General features: G+C 74.9%; 25 protein-coding genes and 1 pseudogene. 6 read left to right on the forward strand and 20 right to left on the reverse strand.

All coding sequences use genetic code 11. The features are described 5' to 3' along the window. From CUD01_RS16750 to CUD01_RS14000, 4 genes and pseudogenes are all read right to left on the reverse strand, one after another. Nucleotides 1–237, reverse strand: a pseudogene (locus CUD01_RS16750) (cellulose binding domain-containing protein); the annotation flags it as partial. A gap of 232 nt (nt 238–469) precedes the next feature. Further along, a complete protein-coding gene (gene guaB, locus CUD01_RS13990; RefSeq protein WP_094180673.1) occupies nt 470–1,987 on the reverse strand; it encodes an IMP dehydrogenase in 1,518 nt (505 codons plus the stop codon). Nucleotides 1,988–2,042: 55 nt separating this feature from the next. After that, complete coding sequence (locus CUD01_RS13995; protein ID WP_243860722.1) at nt 2,043–2,741, reverse strand: response regulator transcription factor; 699 nt, start codon at nt 2,739–2,741, stop codon at nt 2,043–2,045. Between the two features lie 185 nt (nt 2,742–2,926). After that, complete coding sequence (locus tag CUD01_RS14000; protein WP_141321964.1) at nt 2,927–3,943, reverse strand: MerR family transcriptional regulator; 1,017 nt, start codon at nt 3,941–3,943, stop codon at nt 2,927–2,929. Nucleotides 3,944–4,244: 301 nt separating this feature from the next. Here CUD01_RS14000 and CUD01_RS14005 point away from each other — a divergent pair, with 301 nt between their 5' ends. Beyond that, complete coding sequence (locus tag CUD01_RS14005; RefSeq protein ID WP_141321967.1) at nt 4,245–4,517, forward strand: WhiB family transcriptional regulator; 273 nt, start codon at nt 4,245–4,247, stop codon at nt 4,515–4,517. A gap of 165 nt (nt 4,518–4,682) precedes the next feature. On the opposite strand, the gene groES is transcribed toward CUD01_RS14005, so the two are convergent. After that, nucleotides 4,683–4,979, reverse strand: a complete 297-nt coding sequence (groES, locus tag CUD01_RS14010; RefSeq protein ID WP_094180675.1) for a co-chaperone GroES — start codon at nt 4,977–4,979, stop codon at nt 4,683–4,685. Nucleotides 4,980–5,200: 221 nt separating this feature from the next. Here groES and CUD01_RS14015 point away from each other — a divergent pair, with 221 nt between their 5' ends. Continuing rightward, nucleotides 5,201–6,406, forward strand: coding sequence for a class I SAM-dependent methyltransferase (locus tag CUD01_RS14015; RefSeq protein ID WP_141321969.1), 1,206 nt, complete (start codon nt 5,201–5,203; stop codon nt 6,404–6,406). Beyond that, entirely contained in the window at nt 6,406–7,542 is a 1,137-nt protein-coding gene (locus tag CUD01_RS14020; protein WP_094180677.1) for a glutamate--cysteine ligase, read from the forward strand. Before CUD01_RS14015 ends, CUD01_RS14020 begins: the two co-directional genes overlap by 1 nt. Nucleotides 7,543–7,579: 37 nt before the next feature. Here the strand turns inward: CUD01_RS14020 and CUD01_RS14025 are convergent, their stop codons facing one another. From CUD01_RS14025 to tsaD, 9 genes are all read right to left on the reverse strand, one after another. Next, a complete protein-coding gene (locus CUD01_RS14025; RefSeq protein ID WP_141321972.1) occupies nt 7,580–7,789 on the reverse strand; it encodes a DUF4287 domain-containing protein in 210 nt (69 codons plus the stop codon). Continuing rightward, nucleotides 7,782–8,270 carry an SRPBCC family protein gene (locus CUD01_RS14030; RefSeq protein ID WP_141321974.1) on the reverse strand — a complete coding sequence of 163 codons (489 nt, stop codon included), beginning with the start codon at nt 8,268–8,270 and terminating at the stop codon, nt 7,782–7,784. Before CUD01_RS14030 ends, CUD01_RS14025 begins: the two co-directional genes overlap by 8 nt. Beyond that, nucleotides 8,267–8,659 (reverse strand): ArsR/SmtB family transcription factor, encoded by a 393-nt coding sequence (locus CUD01_RS14035; RefSeq protein ID WP_141321977.1) that lies wholly within the window; start codon nt 8,657–8,659, stop codon nt 8,267–8,269. The genes CUD01_RS14030 and CUD01_RS14035 overlap by 4 nt, the downstream gene beginning before the upstream one ends. A gap of 48 nt (nt 8,660–8,707) precedes the next feature. Beyond that, nucleotides 8,708–9,322: an FMN-binding negative transcriptional regulator gene (locus CUD01_RS14040; protein ID WP_141321980.1), complete on the reverse strand. Its 615-nt coding sequence runs from the start codon at nt 9,320–9,322 to the stop codon at nt 8,708–8,710. A 10-nt stretch (nt 9,323–9,332) separates the two neighbouring features. Beyond that, nucleotides 9,333–9,959: an ABC transporter ATP-binding protein gene (locus tag CUD01_RS14045; RefSeq protein ID WP_141321983.1), complete on the reverse strand. Its 627-nt coding sequence runs from the start codon at nt 9,957–9,959 to the stop codon at nt 9,333–9,335. Then, nucleotides 9,956–10,780, reverse strand: coding sequence for an ABC transporter permease (locus tag CUD01_RS14050; RefSeq protein ID WP_141321986.1), 825 nt, complete (start codon nt 10,778–10,780; stop codon nt 9,956–9,958). The genes CUD01_RS14045 and CUD01_RS14050 overlap by 4 nt, the downstream gene beginning before the upstream one ends. A gap of 10 nt (nt 10,781–10,790) precedes the next feature. Next, nucleotides 10,791–11,834: an ABC transporter substrate-binding protein gene (locus CUD01_RS14055; protein ID WP_141321989.1), complete on the reverse strand. Its 1,044-nt coding sequence runs from the start codon at nt 11,832–11,834 to the stop codon at nt 10,791–10,793. Nucleotides 11,835–11,857: 23 nt separating this feature from the next. After that, the gene (locus CUD01_RS14060) at nt 11,858–15,088 is read right to left on the reverse strand and encodes a [FeFe] hydrogenase, group A (protein WP_141321992.1); all 3,231 of its coding nucleotides are present in this window, start codon (nt 15,086–15,088) and stop codon (nt 11,858–11,860) included. Between the two features lie 143 nt (nt 15,089–15,231). Then, nucleotides 15,232–16,278, reverse strand: coding sequence for a tRNA (adenosine(37)-N6)-threonylcarbamoyltransferase complex transferase subunit TsaD (tsaD, locus tag CUD01_RS14065; RefSeq protein WP_094180684.1), 1,047 nt, complete (start codon nt 16,276–16,278; stop codon nt 15,232–15,234). Nucleotides 16,279–16,436: 158 nt separating this feature from the next. Between tsaD and CUD01_RS14070 the strand changes: the two genes are divergently transcribed. Further along, entirely contained in the window at nt 16,437–17,078 is a 642-nt protein-coding gene (locus tag CUD01_RS14070) for a malonic semialdehyde reductase (protein WP_094180685.1), read from the forward strand. An 8-nt stretch (nt 17,079–17,086) separates the two neighbouring features. Here CUD01_RS14070 and CUD01_RS14075 read toward each other — a convergent pair whose 3' ends face one another. Genes CUD01_RS14075 through CUD01_RS14100 form a run of 6 tightly spaced genes read right to left on the reverse strand, consistent with a single transcriptional unit; the run spans nt 17,087 to nt 22,601 of the window. Continuing rightward, nucleotides 17,087–17,947 carry a sulfurtransferase gene (locus CUD01_RS14075; RefSeq protein ID WP_141321993.1) on the reverse strand — a complete coding sequence of 287 codons (861 nt, stop codon included), beginning with the start codon at nt 17,945–17,947 and terminating at the stop codon, nt 17,087–17,089. Continuing rightward, nucleotides 17,944–18,474, reverse strand: a complete 531-nt coding sequence (rimI, locus tag CUD01_RS14080; protein ID WP_141321996.1) for a ribosomal protein S18-alanine N-acetyltransferase — start codon at nt 18,472–18,474, stop codon at nt 17,944–17,946. Before rimI ends, CUD01_RS14075 begins: the two co-directional genes overlap by 4 nt. Then, nucleotides 18,471–19,160: a tRNA (adenosine(37)-N6)-threonylcarbamoyltransferase complex dimerization subunit type 1 TsaB gene (gene tsaB / locus CUD01_RS14085; RefSeq protein ID WP_141321999.1), complete on the reverse strand. Its 690-nt coding sequence runs from the start codon at nt 19,158–19,160 to the stop codon at nt 18,471–18,473. The genes rimI and tsaB overlap by 4 nt, the downstream gene beginning before the upstream one ends. Nucleotides 19,161–19,165: 5 nt before the next feature. After that, entirely contained in the window at nt 19,166–19,753 is a 588-nt protein-coding gene (tsaE, locus tag CUD01_RS14090) for a tRNA (adenosine(37)-N6)-threonylcarbamoyltransferase complex ATPase subunit type 1 TsaE (protein WP_141322002.1), read from the reverse strand. Continuing rightward, entirely contained in the window at nt 19,750–20,970 is a 1,221-nt protein-coding gene (gene alr / locus CUD01_RS14095; RefSeq protein ID WP_141322005.1) for an alanine racemase, read from the reverse strand. Before alr ends, tsaE begins: the two co-directional genes overlap by 4 nt. Beyond that, nucleotides 20,967–22,601, reverse strand: coding sequence for a bifunctional ADP-dependent NAD(P)H-hydrate dehydratase/NAD(P)H-hydrate epimerase (locus CUD01_RS14100; protein ID WP_141322008.1), 1,635 nt, complete (start codon nt 22,599–22,601; stop codon nt 20,967–20,969). Before CUD01_RS14100 ends, alr begins: the two co-directional genes overlap by 4 nt. 104 nt (nt 22,602–22,705) lie before the next feature. Between CUD01_RS14100 and CUD01_RS14105 the strand changes: the two genes are divergently transcribed. Together CUD01_RS14105 and CUD01_RS14110 are read left to right on the forward strand one after the other, a co-directional pair. After that, a complete protein-coding gene (locus tag CUD01_RS14105) occupies nt 22,706–23,158 on the forward strand; it encodes a hypothetical protein (RefSeq protein WP_141322011.1) in 453 nt (150 codons plus the stop codon). A gap of 38 nt (nt 23,159–23,196) precedes the next feature. Further along, nucleotides 23,197–24,183: an LLM class F420-dependent oxidoreductase gene (locus CUD01_RS14110; RefSeq protein WP_141322014.1), complete on the forward strand. Its 987-nt coding sequence runs from the start codon at nt 23,197–23,199 to the stop codon at nt 24,181–24,183. Nucleotides 24,184–24,232 lie beyond the last annotated feature (49 nt).

Raw genomic sequence — 24,232 nt, forward strand, 5'->3', positions numbered from 1 at the left:
GAGCCGGTACGGCTTGTTGCGGTCGTAGCCCGCGGGGACGTCGAGCCGGAACGTGCGGGACACGCCGCCGCTGGTGATGGTGTGCTGCCCCGTGGACAGCGTGGGGGCCTTGCCGCAGCCCGCGGTCGTCGCCGCGGTCGAGGGCGAGGCGGCGACGGTGAGGCACGCGAGGACGACGGCGAGCGCCGCGAGCAGCGCCACCCCCGCCCGTCGTGCGGTCGCAGCTCCAGCGGGCATCGTGTGCTCCTTCCGTCGCGCACGCGCCGCACGGCGTCGTGCGAGTGGTACCGCGCCAGGACCGGCCGGTTGAGCGCTCACATACGAGCGCCGCCGACCCCACGGCATGAGGTGGGAAGACGGTATCCACGCCGCACCGTCCGGCCCATGGGTGAAACGTTGAGGCTCGCGGGGTTGCCCCGGACGACGAACGGCGGCCACCCCGCAGGGGGCGGCCGCCGTTCGGGAGGGGTCAGCGGTGGGACGAGTAGTTCGGTGCCTCGACCGTCATCTGGATGTCGTGCGGGTGGGACTCCTTGAGCCCCGCCGCCGTGATGCGCACGAACTTCCCGCGCTGCTGGAGCTGCGGGATGGTGTGCGCGCCGACGTAGAACATCGACTGGTGCAGACCGCCGATGAGCTGGTGCGCGACGGCCGCGAGCGGCCCGCGGTACGGCACCTGCCCCTCGATGCCCTCGGGGACGATCTTCTCGTCCGACGCGACGTCGGCCTGGAAGTAGCGGTCCTTGGAGTACGAGATGCGCCCGCGCGAGGCCATCGCACCGAGCGAGCCCATGCCGCGGTAGTGCTTGTACTGCTTGCCGTTGACGAACACGAGCTCGCCCGGCGACTCGTCGCAGCCCGCGAGCAGCGATCCGAGCATCACCGTGTCGGCGCCCGCGACGAGCGCCTTGGCGATGTCGCCCGAGTACTGCAGACCGCCGTCGCCGATCACCGGGACGCCGGCGGGCTTGCAGGCGAGCGACGCGTCGTGGATCGCGGTCACCTGCGGCACCCCGACGCCGGCGACGACGCGCGTCGTGCAGATCGAGCCCGGTCCCACGCCCACCTTGACGGCGTCGACGCCCGCGTCGACGAGCGCCTGCGCGCCCTCGCGGGTGGCGACGTTGCCGCCGATCACCTGCACGCCACGGGTGGCCGGGTCGGACTTCAGGCGGCGGACCATGTCGAGCATGAGCCGCGCGTGGCCGTTCGCGGTGTCGACCACGAGCACGTCGACCCCCGCCTCGACGAGCGCCGTGGCGCGCTCCCACGCGTCGCCGAAGAAGCCGATCGCGGCACCGACGACGAGCCGGCCCTCGGCGTCCTTGGTCGACAGCGGGTACTGCTCGGACTTCACGAAGTCCTTGACGGTGATGAGACCGCGCAGCACGCCCGCGTCGTCGACCAGCGGGAGCTTCTCGATCTTGTGCTTGGCGAGCAGCGCCGCCGCGTCGTCGCGGTCGATGCCGACGGGCGCCGTGACGAGCGGCATCGCGGTCATGACCTCGCGCACGCGGCGCGTCGCGAACTCGCCGACCGGCACGAACCGCAGGTCGCGGTTGGTGATGATGCCGAGCAGGCGGCGCTCGTCGTCGACGACCGGCAGGCCGGAGACGCGGTACTGGCCGCACAGCTCGTCGAGCTCGGCGAGCGTCGCGTCCGGGGACACGGTCACGGGGTCGGAGACCATGCCGGACTCCGAGCGCTTGACCCGGTCGACCTGGTGCGCCTGGTCGGCGATCGACAGGTTGCGGTGCAGGATGCCGATGCCGCCCTGGCGCGCCATGGCCACAGCCATGCGCGACTCGGTCACGGTGTCCATCGCGGCCGAGAGCAGCGGGACGCGGACGTGGATCTCACGCGTGAGCCGCGAGGTCGTGTCGACCTCGCTGGGGATCACGTCGGTCTCTCCCGGGAGCAGGAGGACGTCGTCGTAGGTCAGGCCGATGCGAGCGAAGGGGTCGGCCGGCGAGTCGGGTCCCGTCATCCGCTCAGGATACGTCGCCCGCCGCCCCCTGCGGCCGCCCGTCCACGACTGCGGCTCAGCGGATCAGACCACCGCGCAGGCCGATCGCCACGGCCTGGGCCCGGTCGTTGGCGCCGAGCTTGCGGAACAGCCGCCGCGCGTGCGTCTTGACCGTGTCCTCCGAGAGGAACAGCTCGGCCCCGATCTGCGCGTTCGACCGCCCGTTGCTCATGCCGACGAGGACCTCGATCTCCCGCTTCGTGAGCGTCACGGCCGGCTTGACCGGCTCCTGCGCGACACCCGCGCCGCCCTCGGCGTCCGCCGCGGGCACCGCCGGACGCGGCACGTCCACGACGGGCCGCTGCCCGCCGGGCAGCACCGGGCTCGCGAGCACGTGCGCCGCGACCGCCGAGAGCTCCGCACGGCCGACGTCCGGCGCGAGGAACCCCCGCGCACCGAGCGCGAGCGCCCGGTCGAGGGCCGCCGAGTCGTCGGGCTGCGCGAGCAGCACCACGGCGACGCCGGGCGCGACGGCGCGCAACCGACGGATCGCCTCACCGGCGCCGGGCGCCGGGATGTGCGCATCGAGCAGCACGACCGTCGGCGGGACGCGACGTGCGTGCGCGAGCAGCTCGTCGACGGTGGCGGCGGCTCGCACCGGGCTCAGCGTCGGCACGCCGATCGACGTCACGACCAGTCGTTCACGAACGGCGGTCGAGGCATGGCAGACGACCACACCCGCCATCGCGTCCTCCTTCTTCCAGGTGTTCCCCATCGGGACCTGCGTGTGCTATCGGCCCTTCGGGTACGTGACGTTAGCGAGCCCGTCCAGCGCGGCGGGTGGGGGTCCCGCGTACCGGATGGGTGCTTGATGGCCGCATGTGCTGCTATCGGACGGTATGGCTCCGTCCGACACCGGCACATTCCCCCCGCAGCCCGCGGCGCGGCCCACCGCGGACTTCACCCGTTCGGAGTACGACCCGCGACTGCGAGCACCTCGTGCAGCAGTCCGCGGAACGTGCGGGATCGGGTCACCGACGCACCCGAGGGGACGTCGGACGTCGTGTCGGGAATCATGACGAACTGGGCGAGCCCGGGATGAGCATGCGCGAGCTGGGCGACATGCGCCAGGTCCACGTCGGCGCGTCGCGAGACCGTGACGACCGCGCCGGGCCGGGTCATGACCACGAGCTCGAGCACGTGGTGCACGCTCGTCGGCCCGCCCACGGCCCGCGCGTCGACGTCGGCGGCGACGAGCGCGGCGGTCAGCGCGTGCACGAGCAGCGGGCGCTCCTGGCCCTCCGGGACGAGCACGAGGACGACTCCCCCGCCGCGCGGCGCGGCCGGCAGCCACGCGCGCAGGGCCTCGACCGCCGCGGCCCGCACGGTGAGCGGCGCGTCCTGCCCGGGCCGGTCCACCACGGTGCGACGCGCGAGCTCGGTGAGCGCCGGCTCGAGCAGCCCGGTCCACCAGTGCTCGAGCTCGGCGACGCCTGCCGTGCGCGGCAGCGCGACGAGCGCGCGGCACGTGGCGGCGTCGCCCGTGAGGGCGGCGTCGACGAGCGCGGTGGGGGTGCCCGCACCGAACGGCACGCCCGGGCGCGCGCCGACGCCGCCCTGCAGGGCGGTCTCGACGTTCGTCGGGCCGGGCTGCGCGTGCCCTTCGACCTCGGTCACGCTCGCGATGCGCGCGGCGTCACCGGGTGCGACGCCGTCGAGCGTGAGGCGCCGCATGACGAGGAGCCGCTCGACGTCGCTCGCGGAGTAGCGCCGGTGCGACCCGGCGGAGCGCTCGGACGGACCGAGCCCGTACCGGCGGTCCCACGTGCGCAGCGTCGCGGGCGCGACGCCCAGGCGCGCGGCGACGGCCGCGACCGTCAGCGGCGCGGCGTGGCGTCGGGGGGGTGCGGTCGCCACGGTGTCGTCCGACGGGTCGCGCTCGGGCGCGGCAGAGCCGTCGTCGGGCGACAAGGTCATGGCGCGATTCTGCCAGTCGCCTCGCGGGCTGCGCGCACCGGCGCGGTCCCGAGCCGTCCCCCGTTCGGGGAAAACCGGGACACACGCGACTCGAACCGCGTCACGACTGCCTCGCGAACGGGTCTTGACCGGATTCTGACTCGGTTGTAGCGTTCCGGTCACGACAGCGGCTCGGCCTGGGACTTCGGACCCTGGTCACCGCCCACCAGCACCGCACCACCGCCAGACACCAGATCGCCCGGATCCGCAGCCGGACGATTGCACGAGGAGGACGCATGGCCGAGATCTCGAGGTTGCGGTGATGGACCTGTGGGAGTGGCAGTTCGAAGGCGCCTGCCGCCAGGCCGACCCCGACCTGTTCTTCCACCCCGAGGGCGAGCGTGGTTCAGCCCGCCGTCGCCGCGCCGAGGCCGCCAAGGCCGTGTGCGCCACGTGCCCCGTGCTCGAGCAGTGCCGTGAGCAGTCGCTCGCGGTCCGTGAGCCGTACGGCGTCTGGGGCGGGCTCTCCGAGGACGAGCGCGCAGCGCTGCTCGCCCAGCGTGCCCGCACGGTCGTCGCCCGCACCAGCGCCTGACTCCCGCTGCTGCCACCGCCCGGACCGCCGCGAGGCGCCTCGGGCACCGAGAGACCACCGGGACCCACCGGGAACGACGAGGGCCCCCGTCCACCAGGACGGGGGCCCTCGTCGTCGCCGACCGCGGTCACCGTCACACGGACGGCGGCGCGAGCCGGCGGGCGATCACTTGGCGACGACCGCCAGCACGTCGCGCGCCGAGAGGATCAGGAACTCCTCGCCGGCGTACTTGACCTCGGTGCCGCCGTACTTCGAGTAGATGACCTTGTCACCCACGGCGACGTCGAGCGGGACACGGTTGCCCTTGTCGTCGATCCGGCCCGGACCGATCGCGAGGACCTCGCCCTCCTGGGGCTTCTCCTTGGCGGAGTCCGGGATGACCAGGCCCGAGGCCGTCGTCGTCTCCGCCTCCAGCGGCTTCACGACGATCCGGTCCTCGAGCGGCTTGATGGAGACCGACACAGCGGACCTCCCCTTCGCGTGTTGAGTGGTTCAGCGGGTCGCGCCCAGCCACCGTCGTCGCGGGTGCCGGAAGGCCTGGCGCATTGGCACACTCACACCGAGAGTGCCAGTTCCCTCACTCTAGGAACGCCTTGGCACTCGGTCAAGGCGAGTGCTAACCGTGTCCACCCGCCGCCCGGTGCGGTGCACCGCGGCGCGCGACAGGTGGAAGGATCGCCGCCATGGATGCCGACGGGCTCAGCCGGCTGCTCGCCCCCGAGGGGTGGGCGCTGCTGTCCGCCCTGCCGCCGTACGACGAGCGGCTGGCGATGCCGCTGGGCGAGCGGCTGCGCGCCGAGGGGCTGCACCCCTCGCTCGTCGCGGCCGCGCTCACCCAGTCCCGGCTGCGCGCCAAGGCCCACGCCAAGCTCGGCGACTTCGCCGACGGCATGCTGTTCACGTCCGCCGGGCTCGAGCAGGCCACCCGGCTCGAGGTCGCCGCGCACCACGCGCGCCGATACCGCGACGCGGGCCTGACGCACGTCGCGGACCTCACGTGCGGGATCGGGGCCGACGCGCTCGCGTTCGCGGGCGTCGGGCTGCGCGTCACCGCGGCCGAGCTCGACGAGATGACCGCCGCGATCGCCACGGTCAACCTGCGCCACTTCCCCGAGGTCGCGGTCCGGCACACCGACGGCCTCGCGCTCGACCTCGCGGACGTCGACGGCGTCTACGCCGACCCCGCCCGCCGCACGGGCGGCGGCTCACGCGTCCACGACCCGGCCGCGTACGCACCGCCGCTCGACGCGGTGCTCGCCGTACGCGAGCGCGTCCCCGCCCTCGGCCTCAAGCTCGGCCCGGGCGTCGCGCACCGCGACCTGCCCTCGGACGCGCGCGCGCAGTGGGTCTCGGTCGACGGTGACGTCGTCGAGCTGGGTCTGTGGTTCGGGCCCCTCGCACCCGAGGGCCCCGGGCGGTCCGCGCTCGTCCTCGCGGGCGGCACCGCGCACGTCCTCGCACCCGACGAGCCCGCGGCCGCGCACGTCGGCGAGCTCGGGGGCTACCTGTACGAGCCCGACGGGGCGGTGATCCGTGCCGGCCTCGTCGGGGACGTCGCGCTCGACGTGCGCGGACGCCTCGTCGACCCGACGATCGCGTACGTGACGTCCGACGAGCGCAGCGCGACCCCGTTCGCGACGGGCTACCGCGTCCTCGACCGCATGCCGTTCGGTCTCAAGCGCCTGCGCACCTACCTGCGCGAGCGCGGCGTCGGGCGGCTCACGATCAAGAAGCGCGGCACCGCCGTGGTGCCCGAGCAGCTGCGCCGCCAGCTCGACCTGCGGGGCGAGGCGACGGGCACGATCGTCCTGACGCGCATCGCCGGGCAGCAGAGCGTGCTCGTCGTCGAGCCGCTCGAGACCCGCACCAGCACCCCGGGGGACGCGTGATGGCCGCACCCGTGCACCTGCCGTTCGCCCGCAGCGAACGCTCGACCGTCGGCCTCGAGTGGGAGGTCGCCCTCGTCGACGCCGACTCGGGCGACCTGCGCCAGGCGGCCGACGCGATCTTCGACACCGTCGGGCACGACCACCCCAACATCACGCAGGAGCTCCTGCGGAACACGGTCGAGATCTCCTCGGGCAAGTGCCGCACGGTCGCCGAGGCGGGCCGGGACCTGCAGCGCGCGCTCGACGAGGTCGCCGCGGCCGCCGCTCCCTTGCGCATCGACCTGATGGGCGGCGGCACGCACCCGTTCGCGAACTGGGCGACGCAGAAGGTCAGCGACAAGCAGCGCTACGCGACGCTGATCGACCGCACGCAGTGGTGGGGCCGGCAGATGCTGATCTACGGCGTGCACGTGCACGTCGGCGTCGAGGACCGGGCCAAGGTGCTGCCGATCTCGCGCGCGATGCTCACGGTGTTCGCGCAGCTCCAGTCGCTGTCGGCGTCGTCGCCGTTCTGGAACGGCAAGGACACCGGCTACGCGTCCAACCGCGCGCTGCTGTTCCAGCAGCTGCCCACGGCGGGCCTGCCGTACCAGTTCGAGGAGTGGTCGCAGCTCGAGCAGTACGTGGGCGACATGATGCACACGGGCGTGATCGACCAGTTCGACGAGGTGCGCTGGGACATCCGCCCGTCGCCCCGGTTCGGGACGCTCGAGATGCGCATCGCCGACGGCGCGACGAACCTGCTCGAGGTCACCGCGATCTCGGCGCTGACGCACTGCCTCGTCGAGCACTTCTCGACGCTCCTCGACGCGGGCGAGCCGCTGCCGAGCATGCCGACCTGGTTCGTGCAGGAGAACAAGTGGCGCTCGGCGCGCTACGGGATGGACGCGATCGTCATCACCGACGCGGCCGGCGACGAGGAGCTGGTCACGGACTCGGTGTCCCGCTGGCTCGAGGTGCTCGCGCCCGTGGCCGAGCGGCTCGGCTGCGCCGACGAGCTCGACCAGGTGCGCGTGGTCCTGCGCCGGGGCGCGTCCTACCAGCGCCAGCGCGCGGTCGCGCGGCGCAACGCGGGCGAGCTCGACGCGGTGGTCGCGTCCCTCGTCGCCGAGCTCCGGGCGGGCAAGCCGCTCTGAGCCGGCCGGGACTCGCGCCTCGAGCCCGCCCGCGTGGTCAGCGCTGGGCGCGGTGGTAGGCGACCAGCGCGTTGGCGTGCCCGTGCCCGAGCCCGTGCTCGGCCTTGAGCCACGCGACGGTCGCGGCGTGCTTCTCGTCGGCCGGGCGCGCCGCGACGAGCGCGAGCCACTCCTCGACCGGACGTCCGTACGTCCGCTCGATCGACGGGAAGTACGAGGCGGGGCCGCTCACCGTCCCCTCAGGCATCGGCCAGCACCGCGTCGATCTGGCCCATGGCGGCCGTCATGCCGTCGGCCATCCCCATCGCGACGAGCTTCTCGAGGTCCTCGAGGGTGTCGAACCGCGACGTCACGGTCATCCGGGTGCCGCCCTCGAGCGGCTCGAACGTCACGCGCCCGTGGATGGTCGGCATCTCGTCGGACGGCTGTCCTGCGTCGTCGGCGAACCCGTCCTCGAACTCGATGGACCTGTGCTCGTCGATCGCCAGGAACGTCCACCAGCCGTGCGCCTTCTCGCCGTCCGGGCCCGTCATGAAGTACGAGACGTGGCCGCCGACGCGGAAGTCGTGGTCCGGGAACGTCGCGGGCCACTCGGGCGGGCCCCACCAGCGCTCGAGCTTGCGCGGGTCGGCCCAGATCTGCCACACCTTCTCGGGCGGTGCGGCGAGCTCCGCGACGATCACGAGGCTGAGCGCCTGCGTGTCCTTGGTCGTGCTGACGACTGTCATGACGGGTCCCTCTCGTCCTGGGTGGGCGGGTGCTGCTGGTGGTCGTCGTCCTGGGCGAGGAGGTCCGCGATCCGGTCCACCCGGCCGCGCCAGACCGCCTCGTACGCGTCGAGCAGCCGGGCTGCCGCCCGGACCGTCTCGACGTCGCCGCTCACGATCTGCTCACGTCCCTGCCGACGCTTGTGCACGAGCGCCGCCCGTTCGAGCACCGCGACGTGCTTCTGGACCGCCGCGAAGCTCATCGAGTACCGCCGGGCGAGCGCCGAGACCGACTGCTCGTCCCGCAGCACGCGCACGACGATGTCGCGCCGGGTCGCGTCGGCGAGCGCGCCGAAGATCCGGTCGACCTCGTCCTGGTCGAGCTGGGCGACGCCTGTTCCTACAACCATGTGGTTGTACGTTACGCGCGGACCGGCTCCGCCACAACCCCCGGGACCTCAGTCCGTGCGCATCGCCTCGGCGACGGCCCGGGCACCCGCCGCCGCCTCGCCGCGCAGCCCGGCGACGACGCCCGCACGGTCGGCCGCGGACCGGTTCTGGCTCAGCTTCGCCTTGCCCTCCACGCGCTCCACCACGAGCTCGACCCCGACGACCGCGCGCAGCTGCTTGGTCACGAACACCTCGGGCGCGTCGGTCACGCGCCACGGCTGCGACCGGTGCGCCTCGTGCGCGTCCGTGAGCCGCGTGACCGCGTCCCGCACCCACCGCGGGTCGTCGTGCACCGTGACGCGGCCCGTGAGGTGCACCGCGGAGTAGTTCCACGTCGGCACCACGCGTCCGTGCTCGGCCTTCGACGCGTACCAGGACGGCGACACGTACGCCTGGTCCCCCGCCACGATCGCGAGCGCCGGCGAGCCGGGCTCGATCCCCCGCCACTGCCCGTTGCCCCGCGCCATGTGCGCGACCAGCCGGTCCTCGTCCCACAGCACGGGCAGCAGCGTCGCGACCGGGAACCCGTCCGGACCCACGGTCACGAGCTCGGCGGACCCGACGGCACGCACGAGCGCACGCGCGTCGTCGTCGTCGATGGCGTTGAACACCGGGACGTACATGCGCGTGAGGCTACCGACCGCCGTCCAGCGCATTCTGCGGCGGCCACGGCCCGGCGTCGGCCGGCACGAGCGGCAGCTCGGTCGCCGCGAAGAACGCGACGTCACCCGGGTCGTGGGTCACGAGCACGACGGTGCGCCCCTCGAGCCGCTCGCGCGTCCACGCGAGGACCGCGTCCCGCCCGGCGGCGTCGAGCCCGGTGAACGGCTCGTCGAGCACGACGAGGTCCGCGTCGCCCGCGAGCGCGCGCACGAGCGCGACGCGGCGGCGCTGACCGCCGGACAGCGTGCGCACGGGGACGTGCCACGCGCGCCCGTCGAGACCGACGCAATCCAGCGCGTCGGTGACGGCCACCGCGCGCACCGACCGCGGCAGCACCAGCCGGACGTTCGCGACCGCCGACAGGTGCTCGCACAGCCGCAGGTCCTGGAACGCCGCCGCGCGGCGCAGCCCGTCGAGCCCGGTCACGCGGCCCGACGACGGCGGCACGAGCCCGAGCAGCACCCGGCCGAGCGTCGTCTTGCCCGCACCGTTCGGCCCGGTCACCGCGGTCACACCGGACCGCGGCAGCACGGCCGACAGGCCGGCGAGCGCGGTGCGTCCGCCGTACCGGACCGTGACGTCGTGCAGCGCGATCACGCGACGCCCCCCGCCTCGAGGCCCGACGGGCGGCGACGGACCGGCTCGCCGCCCCGACCGCCAGCACGGTCGAGGGCCGCGACCACGACGCGCTCGGTGAGCGCCGCGAGCACGACGACGACGACCGTCCACGCGAGCACGTCCGCCGTCGCCAGGAACATCCTCGCCTGGTAGAGCTGCTCACCGATCGTCCCGGCGGGCAGGCCGATGACCTCGGCCGCGATGCCCGCCTTCCACGCCAGACCGACACCCGTGCGACACCCCGCGACGAGGAACGGCAGCACCTGCGGGACGTCGACCGCGGTGACCCGCCGCGGCCACGGGACCGCGAACACGCGCGCCATCTCCAGCAGCCGCACGTCCCGCGCCCGGATGCCCTCGAGCACGGTCGCGTGCAGGACCGGGAGCGCCATGAGGAACGCGACCACGAGCGCGAGGCGGGACGCGTCGGTCCACACGAGCACCAGGATGATGAAGCTGACCACCGGCGTGGCGCGCACCGTCACGACGACGGGCGCGACGACCGCGTCCGCCCACCGCGACGCGGCGCACGCCGCCGCGAGCGCGACACCGACGACGACCGCGAGGACGAAGCCCGCGGCGATGCTCACGAGCGTGCGGGTCACCGCCGCCCAGAACGCGCTCGTCGGCACCAGCTCGGTGAGCCGCACCGCCACGTCCCACGGTCCGACGAGCAGGACGTGCTGGTCGACCGCCGCGGCGGCGAGCTGCCACACGACGAGCCAGCCGACGACCGCCACGGCCACCCGCGCCCGCTGCGTCGTCGCCCGTCGGCGGCCCCTCACCTGGCGGCCCGTCATCCTGCGCCGCCTACGTCGCACCCAGGTAGAAGTCGTCCCCCGGCAGCGCCCCGCCGACCGACCGCGGCTCCGCGGCGTGCAGCACCGCCAGGTAGCCCTCGAGCGCGGCACGCATCTCGTCGCCCGTGAGCAGCACCAGGTGGCACGCGGGGATCGCGGCCTGCGCGACGGGCGCGGACCGCACGAGCCCCGCCTCGACGACGAGCGGTGCGGCGTCCTGCGGCGAGCCGGTCACGAACGCGACGGAGCGCGCGTCGTCGGCGAGGAAGTCGGCGAGCGCGCCGGGGTGCTCGCGCGCGAACGCGGTCCGCACGACCGTGACTCCCGTGACGAGCTGCGACGACGGCTCGACGTCCGCCCACGCCTGCGTGAGGTCGACCGCGACGCGCACGTCCGGCTCCTGCACGGTGACCGCGGTCGCGTACGGCTGCGGCAGGACACCCACCGTGCCGGGCGTGGCGGCGAGGGCCGCGGCGACCTGCGTGGGCTCGGGCACGTACTCGACGGTGACGTCCGTGCCGGGCGTCAGGCCCGCGCGCCGCAGGAGGTGCTCGAGCACGTACTGCGGGCTCGCACCCTTGCCGGTGGAGAGCACCGTGCGGCCGCGCAGGTCGGCGAGCGAGCGGACGTCGGTCCCGTGCTCGAGCACCGAGAGCACGCCGAGCGTGTTGACGGCCAGCGCCTGCACGGCCGGGCCCGCGTCCGTGCGGGTCTGCCGGTGCACGACCGCGGCGAGGTTCGCCGGGAGCAGCGCGATGTCGACGTCGCCGCGCACGAGCTGCGGGACCACCTCGTCGGGCGTGCCGTACGTGGTGACCCGGTAGTCCTGGCGCGCGGTGCCCGCGGCTGCGTCCCGCATCAGGCCGAGCAGACCGATCGTCGTCGGGCCCGCGAGCGCGGCGACCCGTACGGTGACGCGCTCCGCGGACGGCGAGGGGCGGGGCCCGGGCGTGGTGGTGGTGACGGCGGCCGGGTCCGTGGGGGGCGTGCTCGGGCCGCACGCGGCGAGCAGCGCGAGCACGCACGCGCCGAGCAGGGCGACGGTCCGCCTCATCGCGGCCTCCTTCCCGGTCGTCGTCACGCGCGGAACGGCGCGTACGTCGTGTGCAGCAGCTCGTGCGCTAGCGGCGAGGCCGGTGCGCCGTAGAACTCGTCGTAGAGCCGCAGGACGTCCGGGTTCTCCTGGGACTTGCGGATCGGCGAGAGCTGGTCGATGTCGACGAGCACCTGCTGGCGGCCGGGCGTCTCGGCGGCGCACGTCGGCACGGGGTGACCCGCGCCGCTCACACACCCGCCCGGGCACGCCATGATCTCGACGAGGTCGTACCCGACGTCCTCGCCCGCGATCACCCGGCGGATGAGCGGTTCGGCGTTGCCCAGCCCCGAGACCACGGCGACCCGCACGTCGACGCCCCCGGCGGTGACGTGCGCCTCCTTGAACCCGTCGGTCCCCCGCAGCTCGGTGAAGTCGAGGTTGTCGACGAGCGGCTCACCGGTGAGCTGCTCGACCGCCATGCGCAGCGTGGCCTCGGCCACACCGCCCGACGCGCCGAACAGGACACCCGCGCCGGACACGCGCGCGTACGGCTCGTCGAACTCGCCCGGCTCGACGTCCGCGGCCTCGAGCCGCAGCATCTGCACCATCTCGAGGAGCTCGGTCGTGGTCAGGACCGCGTCGACGTCCCGGACCCCGTCGGTCGTGTGCTCGGGCCGCGCGGCCTCGTCCTTCTTGGCGATGCAGGGCACGACGGACACGACGTACAGGTCGTCGAGCGTGATGCCGGCCTGCGCGGCGAAGTGGTGCTTCACGGTCGTGCCCATCATCTGCTGCGGGCTCTTGCAGCTCGACAGGTGGTCGATCAGCTCGGGGTAGCGCCGCTCGACGAGGTTCACCCAGCCGGGGCAGCACGACGTGAACTGCGGCAGCACGCCCCCGGTCGCGACCCGCTCGAGGAACTCGGTGGTCTCCTCGAGGATCGTCAGGTCCGCGGCGAACGAGAAGTCGAACACCTTGTCGAACCCGACCTGGCGCATGAGCCCGGCGATGAACGGGCTCGCCGCGGCCGGCTCGATGCCGTACTCCGCGGCGATCACCGACCGCACGGCGGGCGCGACGAACCCGACGACGACCGTGTGCGGGTCGTTGATCGCGGTGAACACGTCCCCGCGCTCGCGCACGTAGTCGAGCGCACCGCACGGGCACGCGCGCACGCACTGGCCGCACGAGACGCAGTCGGTCTGCGACAGCGGGAGCCCGTTGTGCGTTCCGACGACGAGCCGGCCCTCGTGGTACTGGAACGCCAGCACCCCGGGCCCCTCGATCTCGGCGCACGCGGTGACGCATCGCCCGCACGCGATGCACTTGTTGTTGTCGCGCACGATGAACGGGTGGTCCGCGACCACGGGCTCGTACGGCCGCACGTGCAGCGGCAGCTCGAACACGACCCCGTGCGCGGTCGCCTCGTCGCGCAGCTGGCAGCAGTCCTGCTTGGCGCACCCGCAGGACAGGCAGCGCGCGGCCTCGGTGCGTGCCTGCTGCTCGGTCAGCCCGGTCTCGACCTCGGCGAACCCCGCGAGGCGCTCCTCGACGGGCAGCGACGGCATCGTCGCGCGTGGGACGCGCACGACGTCCTCGAGCTCGTGCCGCGGCAGGTCCTCGAGCGTGCCGCGCGAGCAGGAGTAGTCCTCGTGGCTCGGCCGGACGTAGCCGCGCAGGACGAAGTCCGACATCGCGGCCGCCGCACGGCGTCCGGCGGCGACCGCCTGGATCACGGTCGCGGGACCGGTGACGCAGTCGCCGCCCGCGAAGATCTTGTCCTCCGACGACTGCATGGTCCGGCCGTCGACCTCGACGTCGCCCCACTGGTTGAGCCGCACGGGCAGGTCCGCGTACGCGGCCTCCTCGGCGCCGTGCGCGGGACGACCGCGCACCCACGAGCTGATGTGCACGGGCATCTCGTAGTAGAGGAACGCCGTGTCGGTGCTCTGGCCGATGGCCCCGATGATCGTGTCGGCCTCGATCTCGAGCTCGCTGCCCTCGACGGGCACGGGGCGACGCCGCCCGGTGCGGTCCGCCTCGCCCAGCTCCATGCGCAGGCAGACGAGGCGCTTGGTGCCGTCGGCACCGACCGTGATCCGCGCGGGCGCCGTCAGGTAGAGCATCTCGACGCCCTCCGCGACGGCCTCCTCGACCTCGAACGGCTCCGCGGGCATCTCCTGGCGCGTGCGCCGGTACACGAGCTGCACGCGCGACGCCCCGGAGCGCAGCGCGGTGCGCGCGCAGTCGATCGCGGTGTTGCCGCCGCCGACGACGACCGTGCGGCCCAGCGGGATCTCGTCGCCCTTCGCCACGCGCTCGAGGTACTGGATGCCCAGCCACACGCCGTCGAGGTTCTCCCCGTCGATGCGCAGCGGTGTCGCCCGCCACGAGCCGATCGCGAGGTACACGGCGTCGAAGTCGCGGCGCAGGTCCTCCAGGCTCAGGTGCGTGCCGAGCGCCTTGCCGGTCACGACGCGCACGCCCAGCGCGCGGATGATGTCGATCTCGTGCTCGAGCGTGGACTTGGGCAGGCGGTACTCGGGGATGCCGTAGCGCATCATGCCGCCCGCGTGGTCCTGCTTCTCGAACACCGTGACCGCGTGGCCGGCGAGCGCGCTGTAGTACGCCGCGGACAGCCCGGACGGCCCGGCGCCGACGACGGCGATCCGCTTGCCCGTCGCGGGCGCGGTCCGCGGGACCCACGGTGTCTCGCGCGCCATGTCCCAGTCGGTCGCGAACCGCTTGACGTAGTTGATCGCCACGGGCTCGTCGACGAGGTTGCGCCGGCACGCCGACTCGCACAGGTGCGGGCACACCCGCCCGCAGACCGACGGGAACGGGTTGCGGTCCTTGATCACCCGCACCGCGGCCTCGTAGTTGCCGTCCGCGACGTGCTGCAGGTAGGTCTGCACGTCGACGCCCGCGGGGCAGGTCTGGACGCACGGCGCGACGCAGTCGGCGTTGTGGTCCGTGAGCAGCTGCTCGAGGCGCACCTTGCGGTAGGCCTCCAGGCGCGGCGACCGCGTCGTGACGACCATGCCCGCGGTCAGCGGCGTCAGGCACGCCTTGACGTCACGCGGCGCGCCCTCGCCGACCTCCACCACGCACAGCCCGCAGCTCGCGTTGGAGCGCTCGAGGCGTACGTCGTGGCACAGCGACGGGATCGCGATCCCCTCGGCGGCCAGCGCCCGCAGGATCGTCGTGCCCGCGTCGACCTCCACCTCGCGGCCGTCGACCGTCACGGTCACGCGCTCGTCGTGCACGCTCACGCGGCGCCCTCCTCGCAGGGCTCACGCGCCGGGCCTCGTCGCCCGCACGCTGCGCGGCGTGCCCACGCCGCGTCACGTCCACGCTAGGGACGCCACCCCGGCGCGCGCGCGTGACTTCCGACCCAGATGCGCAGGCCGGGGCCCTAGACGAGGACCTGCGTGAGGGGCATCGAGGAGTCGACGGGGATGTCGAGCGACGAGGGCCGCATGCCGCGGCGGACGACCGCCGAGCCGAGCGCGGCGATCATCGCGCCGTTGTCTGTGCAGTAGCGGATGGGCGGGATGCGCAGCTCGATGCCGGCCTCGGCGCACCGCTGGGCGGCCAGGTCCCGCAGCTGGGAGTTGGCGGAGAACCCGCCGCCGACGACGAGCGTCGACACCCCGTGCGCGCGGCACGCCGCGATCGTCTTGGCGGTCAGCACGTCCGCGACCGCGGCGGCGAACGACGCGGACACGTCCGCGAGCGGCAGCTCCTCGCCCGCGTCCTGGCGTGCCTCGACCCAGCGCGCCACCGCCGTCTTCAGCCCGGAGAACGAGAAGTCCGTCGCGTGCTTCGCCTGGTCCTTGGCGGCGGTCAGACCCCGCGGGAAGCGGATCGCCTCGGGGTTCCCCTCACGCGCGAGGCGGTCGATGTGCGGGCCGCCCGGGTAGGGCAGGCCGAGCAGGCGGCCCACCTTGTCGAACGCCTCCCCTGCGGCGTCGTCGAGCGTCGAGCCGAGCTCGGTGACGTGCACGGTGTCGTCGAGCATGAGGAGCGAGGAGTGCCCGCCGGAGACGACGAGCGCCATGACGCGCTCCGGGAACGGGCCGTCGACGAGCTCGTCGACGACGGCGTGGCCGATGACGTGGTTGACGCCGTACAGCGGCTTGTCGAGACCGATCGCGAGGGCCTTCGCCGCGGCGGCGCCGACGGTGAGCGGCCCGACCAGGCCCGGTCCCGCGGTCACGGCGATCGCGTCGACCTGGTCGAGCGTGACGTCGGCGGTGGCGAGCGCACGCTCGATCGTCGGGACCATCGCCTCCAGGTGGGCGCGCGACGCGATCTCGGGGATGATCCCGCCGAACCGCGCGTGCTCGTCGACCGAGGACGCCACGGCGTCGACGAGCAGGTCGTACCCGCGCACGAGCGCGACGCCGGTCTCGTCGCACGACGTCTCGATCCCGAGGACGAGGGGCTCGCTGTTCGGCATGGCGACAACCTTAGGCCGCTCGCGCGCCGGGCTCGCACCGGCCGCGTCGCCGGGTGGGCCCCCGTGCGAGGCGAGCGCGAGACGTGCCCGACGCACTGTGATGACGGTCACACGCCGCCGGGGGAAGTGTCGAGGTTGGTTGAGACTTCAAGTGAACTATGACGACCGAGACCTCGACGATCGACTCCCTCGACTTCCCGACGCCCACGTACGCGATCGGCGACGACGCCGCCGACCTGCTGTTCCGCGGCGCCCGGACCGTCGGCGCGTTCACGGACCAGCCCGTGACCGACGCCGACCTGCAGGCCGCGTACGACCTGCTCAAGTGGGGCCCGACCGCGATGAACATCACGCCGCTGCGCCTGCTCGTCGTGCGTTCCGACGAGGCGAAGGCCCGGCTCGCCGCGCTCGCCGCCGAGGGCAACCGCGAGCGCGTCCTGGCCGCGCCCGTCACGCTCGTCGTCGCCGCCGACCCGGCGTTCCACCACCACCTGCCGGTGCTCGCCCCGCACCGCGCCGCGATGGTCGACGCGCTCGACGCCCAGCCCGAGACGCGCGCGGGCATGGCGCGCACCAACACGCTCATCCAGACCGGCTACCTGCTCACCGCGCTGCGCGCCACCGGCCTCGACGTGGGCCCGATCGGCGGGTTCGACGCCGCGGGCGTCGACGAGCAGCTGCTCGCCGGGACGGGCTGGCAGTCGCAGCTGATCGTCCTCGTCGGCCACCGTGACGGCGTGGGCACCGCGCACCCCCGGGCCGCGCGGCTCACCTGGGACCAGGTCTCCACGACCGTCTGAGGCGTCGGTCAGGACCCGGTCGCGACCGGGCGGTCCGGGTCCGACGACCACTGCGACCACGAACCCGGGTACAGCGCCGCCTCCACCCCGATGCTCGCGAGCGCCGCGACCTGGTGCGCCGCCGTGACCCCCGAGCCGCAGTACACCGCGACCGGCGCACCCGCCGCGGCCCGCAGCGCGCGGAACCGCTCCGTCAGCGCGTCCGCGGGCAGGAACGTGCCGTCGTCCGCGAGGTTCTGCGCGGTCGGCGCGCTCACCGCGCCCGGGATGTGGCCCGCACGCGGGTCCACCGGCTCGACCTCGCCCGCGTAGCGCTCCGCCGCGCGAGCGTCGAGCAGCGTGCCCTCGTGCGGCCACGCGGCCGCGTCGTCGGCGTCGATCGTCGGCAGCGCGCCGGGCGCGAGCACCACGTCGCCTCGCTCGGGCGTCACCTCGCCCGGCTCGAGCGACAGGCCGGCCGCCGACCAGGCCGCGAGCCCACCGTCGAGCAGCCGCACGTCCGCGACGCCCGCCCAGCGCAGCAGCCACCACGCGCGCGCCGCGGAGGTGCCGCCGCTCGCGTCGTACGCCACGACCGGCGCCCCCTCCCGCACGCCCCAGCGCCGCGCGGCGGCCTCGAGCGCCGCGACGTCCGGCAGCGGGTGCCGACCGGCGGCGACGCTCGGCGGCGCCGCGAGCTCGGAGTCGAGGTCCACGTACACGGCGCCGGGCAGGTGCCCCGCGAGGTACTGCTCGTGGCCGTCGGAGCGGCCCAGCGCCCAGCGCACGTCCAGCAGGACGGGCGGCTCGTCGCCCGCCAGCTCCGCCGCGAGCGCCACCGCGTCCACCAGCACCGCGGCGCGCGTCGTGTCCGTCGTCCCGTTCGTCATGCCCGCTCCCCCGTCTCGTCGGCACCGGACCCCGCGGTCGCGCGGGACCCTCCACCCGGAGCCTGCGCCAGGTCGAGGCGCATCGTCCAGGCGTCCTTGTTCTCCGGCTGGTAGTACCCGCGGCGCAGGCCGAGCTTCTCGAACCCGGCCCGCTGGTACAGCCGCAGCGCGGGCTCGTTGTCGACCCGCACCTCGAGGAGCACCGACGGTGCGCCGACCTCGCGCGCACGCGCGACGAGCGCGTCGAGCAGGACCCGGCCGATGCCGCGGCCCTGGTGCCCCACCGCCGTGCCGATCGTCATCACCTGCGCGTCGTAGCCGTCGAACCACAGCCCGGCGTACCCGACGAGCGGTCCGTTGCCGTACTGCGCGCCGACGTACCAGCGCCCCGGGCCGACGACCTCGTCGGCGAGGCTCGCGGGCGACCAGGCGGCGGCGCCGAACAGCGTGCGCTCCAGGACGTCCAGCGCCGGGACGTCGTCGGGCGTCAGCGGCCGCAGCCGCAGCGGCGTGCGGTCGGGGCTCATCCGCCCAGGACGCGCTTGCTGCCCGCCGACGGCACCGCGTCGGGGCGGCGCAGGTACAGCGGGTCGGTGCCGAGCGCCTCGCCCGCCGCGCGACGCGCGAGCGCGAGCGGCACGAGCTCGGCCGCGTCGAGGTCGTCGGCGCCCGCCACGTGCGTCAGGCCCGCGAACGCGTCGGGGTACAGGTGCGTGCCGGCGCCGACGACGAAGCCGCCCGCCACCGCGGGCTCGTCGGCCACCTCGTGCGCCGGCCCGACGCGCGGCTCGACGAGCGTGCCCAGGGCGCCCTGCTCGTCACGCCGGTACGCGGCCCAGTAGACCTCGCGGCGGCGCGCGTCGGTCGCGACGACGAGCGGCGCGCCCGTCGGGACCGCACGGGTCGCGGCCGCGGCGAGCGCGTCGAGGCTCGGCACGCCGAGCGCGGGCACGCCGAGTGCGAGCGCGAGGGTCCGCGCGCTCACCAGGCCGACGCGCAGGCCGGTGAACGGCGCCGGACCGGTGCCGACGACGACCGCGGACAGGTCGCGGCGGTCGACGCCGGCATCCGCGAGCGCCTCGGCGACGAGCGGGGCGAGCAGCTCCGCGTGATGACGGGGCAGGTCCGCGCGGTGGCGGACGAGCGCGCTGCCGGCGTCGTCCGTGACGGCGACGGAGACGGACGCGGACGTGTCGAGGGCGAGCAGGGGCACGACGCTCAGCCTGCCACGTCGTCCGCGCCGACCGTGCGGTCGGCGGCGTCGTCCGCCGCGCGCGCGAGCGCCGCCAGGTCGACCCCGGCCCATCGCTCGCCGACCGCGCGCAGCGTCACGACACGCTCCCCCGCACCCCCGTCGTCGTCGGCGACCTCCGCGGCGTCCGCCGCCGTCGCCGCACCGCGCGGTCGCGTCAGGGCGATCTCCAGCCGGTCGGTGGCGATCGCCTCCACCCAGCCCCGACCCCACTCGACGACCGTGACCGCGTCCTCGAGGCTCGAGTCGAGGTCGAGGGCCTCGACCTCGTCGAGCGAGGACAGCCGGTACGCGTCGACGTGCACGAGGTCGGGGCCCTGCGTGCCGTCCTCGCGCACGAGCCCGGGGTGCACCCGGGCGATGATGAACGTCGGCGAGGCGACCTGTCCGCGCACGCCGAGGCCCGCGCCGATGCCCTGCGTGAGCGTGGTCTTGCCGGCGCCGAGGTCACCGGTGAGGACCAGGAGGTCACCCGCGCGCAGCACGCCCGCGAGCGCACGGCCGAACGCGCGGGTGGCCTGCGCGTCGGGCAGCCGGACGACGACGTCGCTCATCGCGCACCTCCCGTGACCGCGGCCGCACCGGTCGCCGCCGCGGCCCCGCCGGCGGAGCCGGCGAGCACCTCGACGCCGACGTACTCGCGCGGCACCGAGCCGGACAGCCGCGTGACGATCTCGTACGAGATGGTCCCGGCGGCGACGGCCCAGTCCTGCGCGGTCGGCCCGCCGTCCGCACCCGTGCCGAACAGCTCGACGCGGTCGCCGGCCTGCTCGGTCGCGTCCGGGCCGAGGTCGACGACGACCTGGTCCATGCAGACCCGCCCCGCGACGCCGAGCGTGCGGTCCCCCACGCGGATCGGCCCGCCGGACCGCTCGCGCGAGCCCGAGGCGTGCCGCGGTATGCCGTCGGCGTACCCGAGCGGCACCACCCCGAGCCGCGTCTCGTGCGGCGTGACGTACTGGTGCGCGTAGGACACCCCGTGGCCCGCGGGCACACGCTTGACGGTCGCGAGCTCGGCCTCGAGCGTCATCGCGGGCACGAGCCCGTAGTCGCCCGGACCGCCGAGCTGCGGCACGGGCGACAGCCCGTAGACCGCGATGCCGGGCCGCACCAGGTCGTAGTGCACCTGCGGCGACGTGAGGGTCGCGGCGGAGTTCGCGATGTGCCGGACCTCGATCGCCGCGCCGGCGGCCTCCGCGAGCCGGACGGCATCGGCGAACACGTCGTGCTGCGCGCGCACGGTCGCGTGATCGGGCTCGTCGGCGAACGCGAGGTGGGACCAGATCCCGACGAGGGCGACCGCGCCCTCCGCCTGGGCCCGCAGCGCGGCGGGGAGCAGGTCCGCGAGGCCGTCGGGGGTCAGGCCGTTGCGGCCGAGGCCCGTGTCGACCTTGAGGTGCACGCGCGCGGTCCGGCCGACGAGCCGCGCGGCGGCGACGACCTCGTCGAGCGCGGGGGCGGACGAGACGGAGACGTCGACGTCCGCCTCGATCGCGCGGGCGATCGGCGCGCCCGGCGCGTACAGCCACGTGAGCACGCGCGGCGCGGTGACGCCCGCGTCGCGCAGCGCGATCGCCTCGTCCATCTGCGCGGTGCCCAGCCACGTCGCACCGCCCGCGACCGCCGCGCGCGCCGACGGCACGAGCCCGTGCCCGTACGCGTCGGCCTTCACCACGGCCATGAGCTGCGCGGTGGGCGCGTGGGCGCGCAGGGAGCGGACGTTGGACGCGATGACGGACAGGTCGACGACGGCTCGGGCGGGGAAGCTCACCGGCCCATCCTCCCACCGCGACCCGGCCCGTCCGCCGACCTCGTCGTCGGCCCTGTCGTCGGTGCTGTCGCCGTCGGCCCTGTCGTCGCGCGGGCCGTCGAGCCGGCGGTCCAGCCGACCGTCGGCCGGGACGCGTCCGCGCCGAGCAGCGCGGCCACCGTCTCGGGCAGCGCGAGCGCGACCGCGCGCGCCGTGACGGGCCCGCCGGGGTTCGCGGTGCGCGCCGCCCGGCCGTGCACGAGCGCGGCGGCCGCCGCGAGCGCGGCCGCGAGCGACGGGTCGTCGGCGACGTCCGCCGCGCGTCCCGCGAGCATCGCCCCCAGCAGGCCCGCGAGCACGTCGCCGGCCCCCGCGGTGGCGAGCCACGCGGGCGCGTCGGACTGCGCGTACGCGGCGCCGTCCGGCCCGACGACGAGCGTGACGTGCCCCTTGACCAGCACGGTCGCGCCCGTGAGCTCGTGCGCGAGGCGCGCGTGCCGCAACGGGTGCGCCTCCACGTGCTCGCGGTCGACGCGGTGCCCGCGCGCCGTCAGCAGCCGCGCGAGCTCGCCCGCGTGCGGCGTGAGCACGACGTGCGCGGGCACGCGCGGCGGCAGCAGCTCGAGCGCACCCGCGTCGACGACCGCGGGCTCGGCGCGGTGCAGCACACCGTCGAAGGCGTGCTCGATGCGCCGCCGCTGCGCGGCGTCCTCGGGCGAGACCCCCGGCCCGAACACCCACGCCTGCACGTGCCCCGGCCCGGCCACCACCTCGGGCCGTCGCGCGACGACGAGGTCCGCCACGTCACCCAGGTACCGGACCATCCCCACGCCCGCGAGCACGGCGGCCGACGTCGCGAGCACCGCCGCGCCGGGGTAGCGCCGCGCGCCCGCGACCACCCCGACGACCCCGCGCGAGTACTTGTGCGCCGCCGGCCCGGGGACGGGCCACAGCGCGGCGGCGTCGTGGCCCTCGAGCCGCGCGATCGCGGGCCGCCCCGGCAGGTCGAGACCGATGTCGACGACCTCGAGCTCACCTGCGAGCCGGGCCGCCGGCGGCAGCAGCAGCCCCGGCTTGGCGGCACCGAACGTCACGGTCCGGTCGGCGCGCAGCACCGTCCCGGTCGCCGAGCCGTCGTCGACGCCGATGCCCGACGGCGTGTCGACCGCGACGACCACGGGCCCGCGCTCGTCGTCGCGCGCCGACAGCCGTGCCACGAGCGCGCCCGCGACGCCCGTCAGCCCCCCGGGCCGGGCCCCGATCCCCAGGATCCCGTCGAGCACGACGTCCGCACCGGCCGCACGCGCCGCGGCGGCCGCGACGCCGTCCTCGTCGACCACGACCACGCGACTGCCCGCCGCCTCGAGCGCCGCGCGGCCCTCGTCGTGCACGCGCGGTGCGACCGCGAGCGCCACCACGTCCGCACCCCGTGCCCGCAGGTACGCGCCCGCGTGCAGGGCGTCACCGCCGTTGTTCCCCGGCCCGACCAGCAGCACGACGGACCCGCCGACGACGCGACCACGTCGCTCACGCAGCACGCGCGCGACCGCGCCCGCGAGCGCGAACGACGCGCGCTGCATGAGCGGGACACCGTCGGCGAGGAGCGGGGCCTCTGCGGCGCGGACCTGCGCGGACGTCCAGGACAGCAGCACGTGCCCATCCTCGCGCCGGATCCGCGACGAGGCCAACGAGAGCGGTTTGCTACGTTTCCCGCCGGTCCAGTCGTCCCGCCCCGTCGCGTCATCCAGGAGGAACCGTGCACGCCACCGCGAGCGACCCGTCCCCCGCCGCGGTGCTGTGGCTCGTGTGCGCGGTGTGCGCTCTGCTCACCGCCGTCCTGGCGACCCTCGGCGGGCGCTGGCTGGCCGCCGCACGGCGCGTGCACCGCGTGCAGGTGCCGGCACGCGCCCTGTCGTCCGCGTACGTCGGGCCGGGGACGTTCGTCGACGTCGAGTACCCCGGGCCCGACGGCCGCCCGCTGCGGGCCCAGCTGTTCGTCTGGCTCGTGCGCGCGCCCGGCGTGCCGTACACGTTCGACGGCACGGTCTGGGTCGACCCGCACCACCCCGCCGACGTGACCCCGCGCCGCCAGGGACGCACCACGCGTGCGACGCTCACGCTGATCCTCGCCGCGGTCACGCTCGCCGGCACCGTCGGGACGGGCTTCGCCGCGCTCGTCGTCCGGTTCGGTGAGACGTTCCCCGCCTGACCCTGCCGTCCCGCGCCCGCGGGGGTAGCGTGCGCCGCATGCGCTTCGGACTCTTCATCCCCCAGGGCTGGCGGCAGGACCTCACGGGCATCGACGCCTCGCAGCACTGGGCGGTGATGAGCGGGCTCGCGCGGTACGCCGACGAGGGCGACGCGTTCGAGTCGATCTGGGTCTACGACCACTTCCACGCGGTGCCGGAGCCGAACGGTGAGGCGACGCACGAGGCGTGGAGCCTCATCAACGCGTTCGCGGCGAGCACGTCGCGCGTGCGGCTCGGGCAGATGTGCACGTGCATGGCGTACCGGAACCCCGCCTACCTGGCGAAGGTCGCGACGACCGCCGACGTGATCTCGGGCGGACGCGTCGAGATGGGCATCGGTGCGGGCTGGTACGAGCACGAGTGGCGCGCGTACGGGTACGGGTTCCCCAGCGCCGGCGAGCGGATCGCGATGCTCGACGAGGGCGTGCAGATCTTCAAGCAGATGTGGACCAACGGGGTCGCGACGTTCGCCGGCCGGCACTACCAGGTGGACGGCGCCCAGCTGTCGCCGCTGCCGCTGCAGGTCGACGGTCCCCCGCTGTGGATCGCGGGCGGCGGCGAGCGCAAGACGCTGCGGATCGCGGCCGAGCACGCGCAGTACACCAACTTCGACGGCAGCCCCGAGGGCTTCGCGCACAAGTCGCAGGTCCTCGCGGAGCACTGCGCCGCGATCGGCCGTGACCCAGCCGAGATCACGCGCTCGGCCAACTACAACGTCGTCATCGGCGAGACCGAGGCGGACGTCGACGACAAGGTCGCGTGGCTCGAGGAGCACTACGCGCTGACCGTGCCGGACAAGGCGCCCGGGCTCGCCGAGGACCTCCGCAAGGGGCCGCTGGTCGGCACGCCGGAGCAGGTCGTCGAGAAGCTGACGGCGCTGCGCGAGCTGGGCCTCGGGTACGCGATCACCTACTTCGCCGACGCGGCGTACGACCGCTCGAGCATCGAGCTGTTCGCCGACCAGGTGGTCCCCGCACTGCGCTGACGTACCCGACCGGGCGCCGCCCGGGGCGACCGGCGGGCCGTCACCCGCC

Source organism: Cellulomonas uda, assembly GCF_006538705.1.
Taxonomy (GTDB): domain Bacteria; phylum Actinomycetota; class Actinomycetes; order Actinomycetales; family Cellulomonadaceae; genus Cellulomonas; species Cellulomonas uda.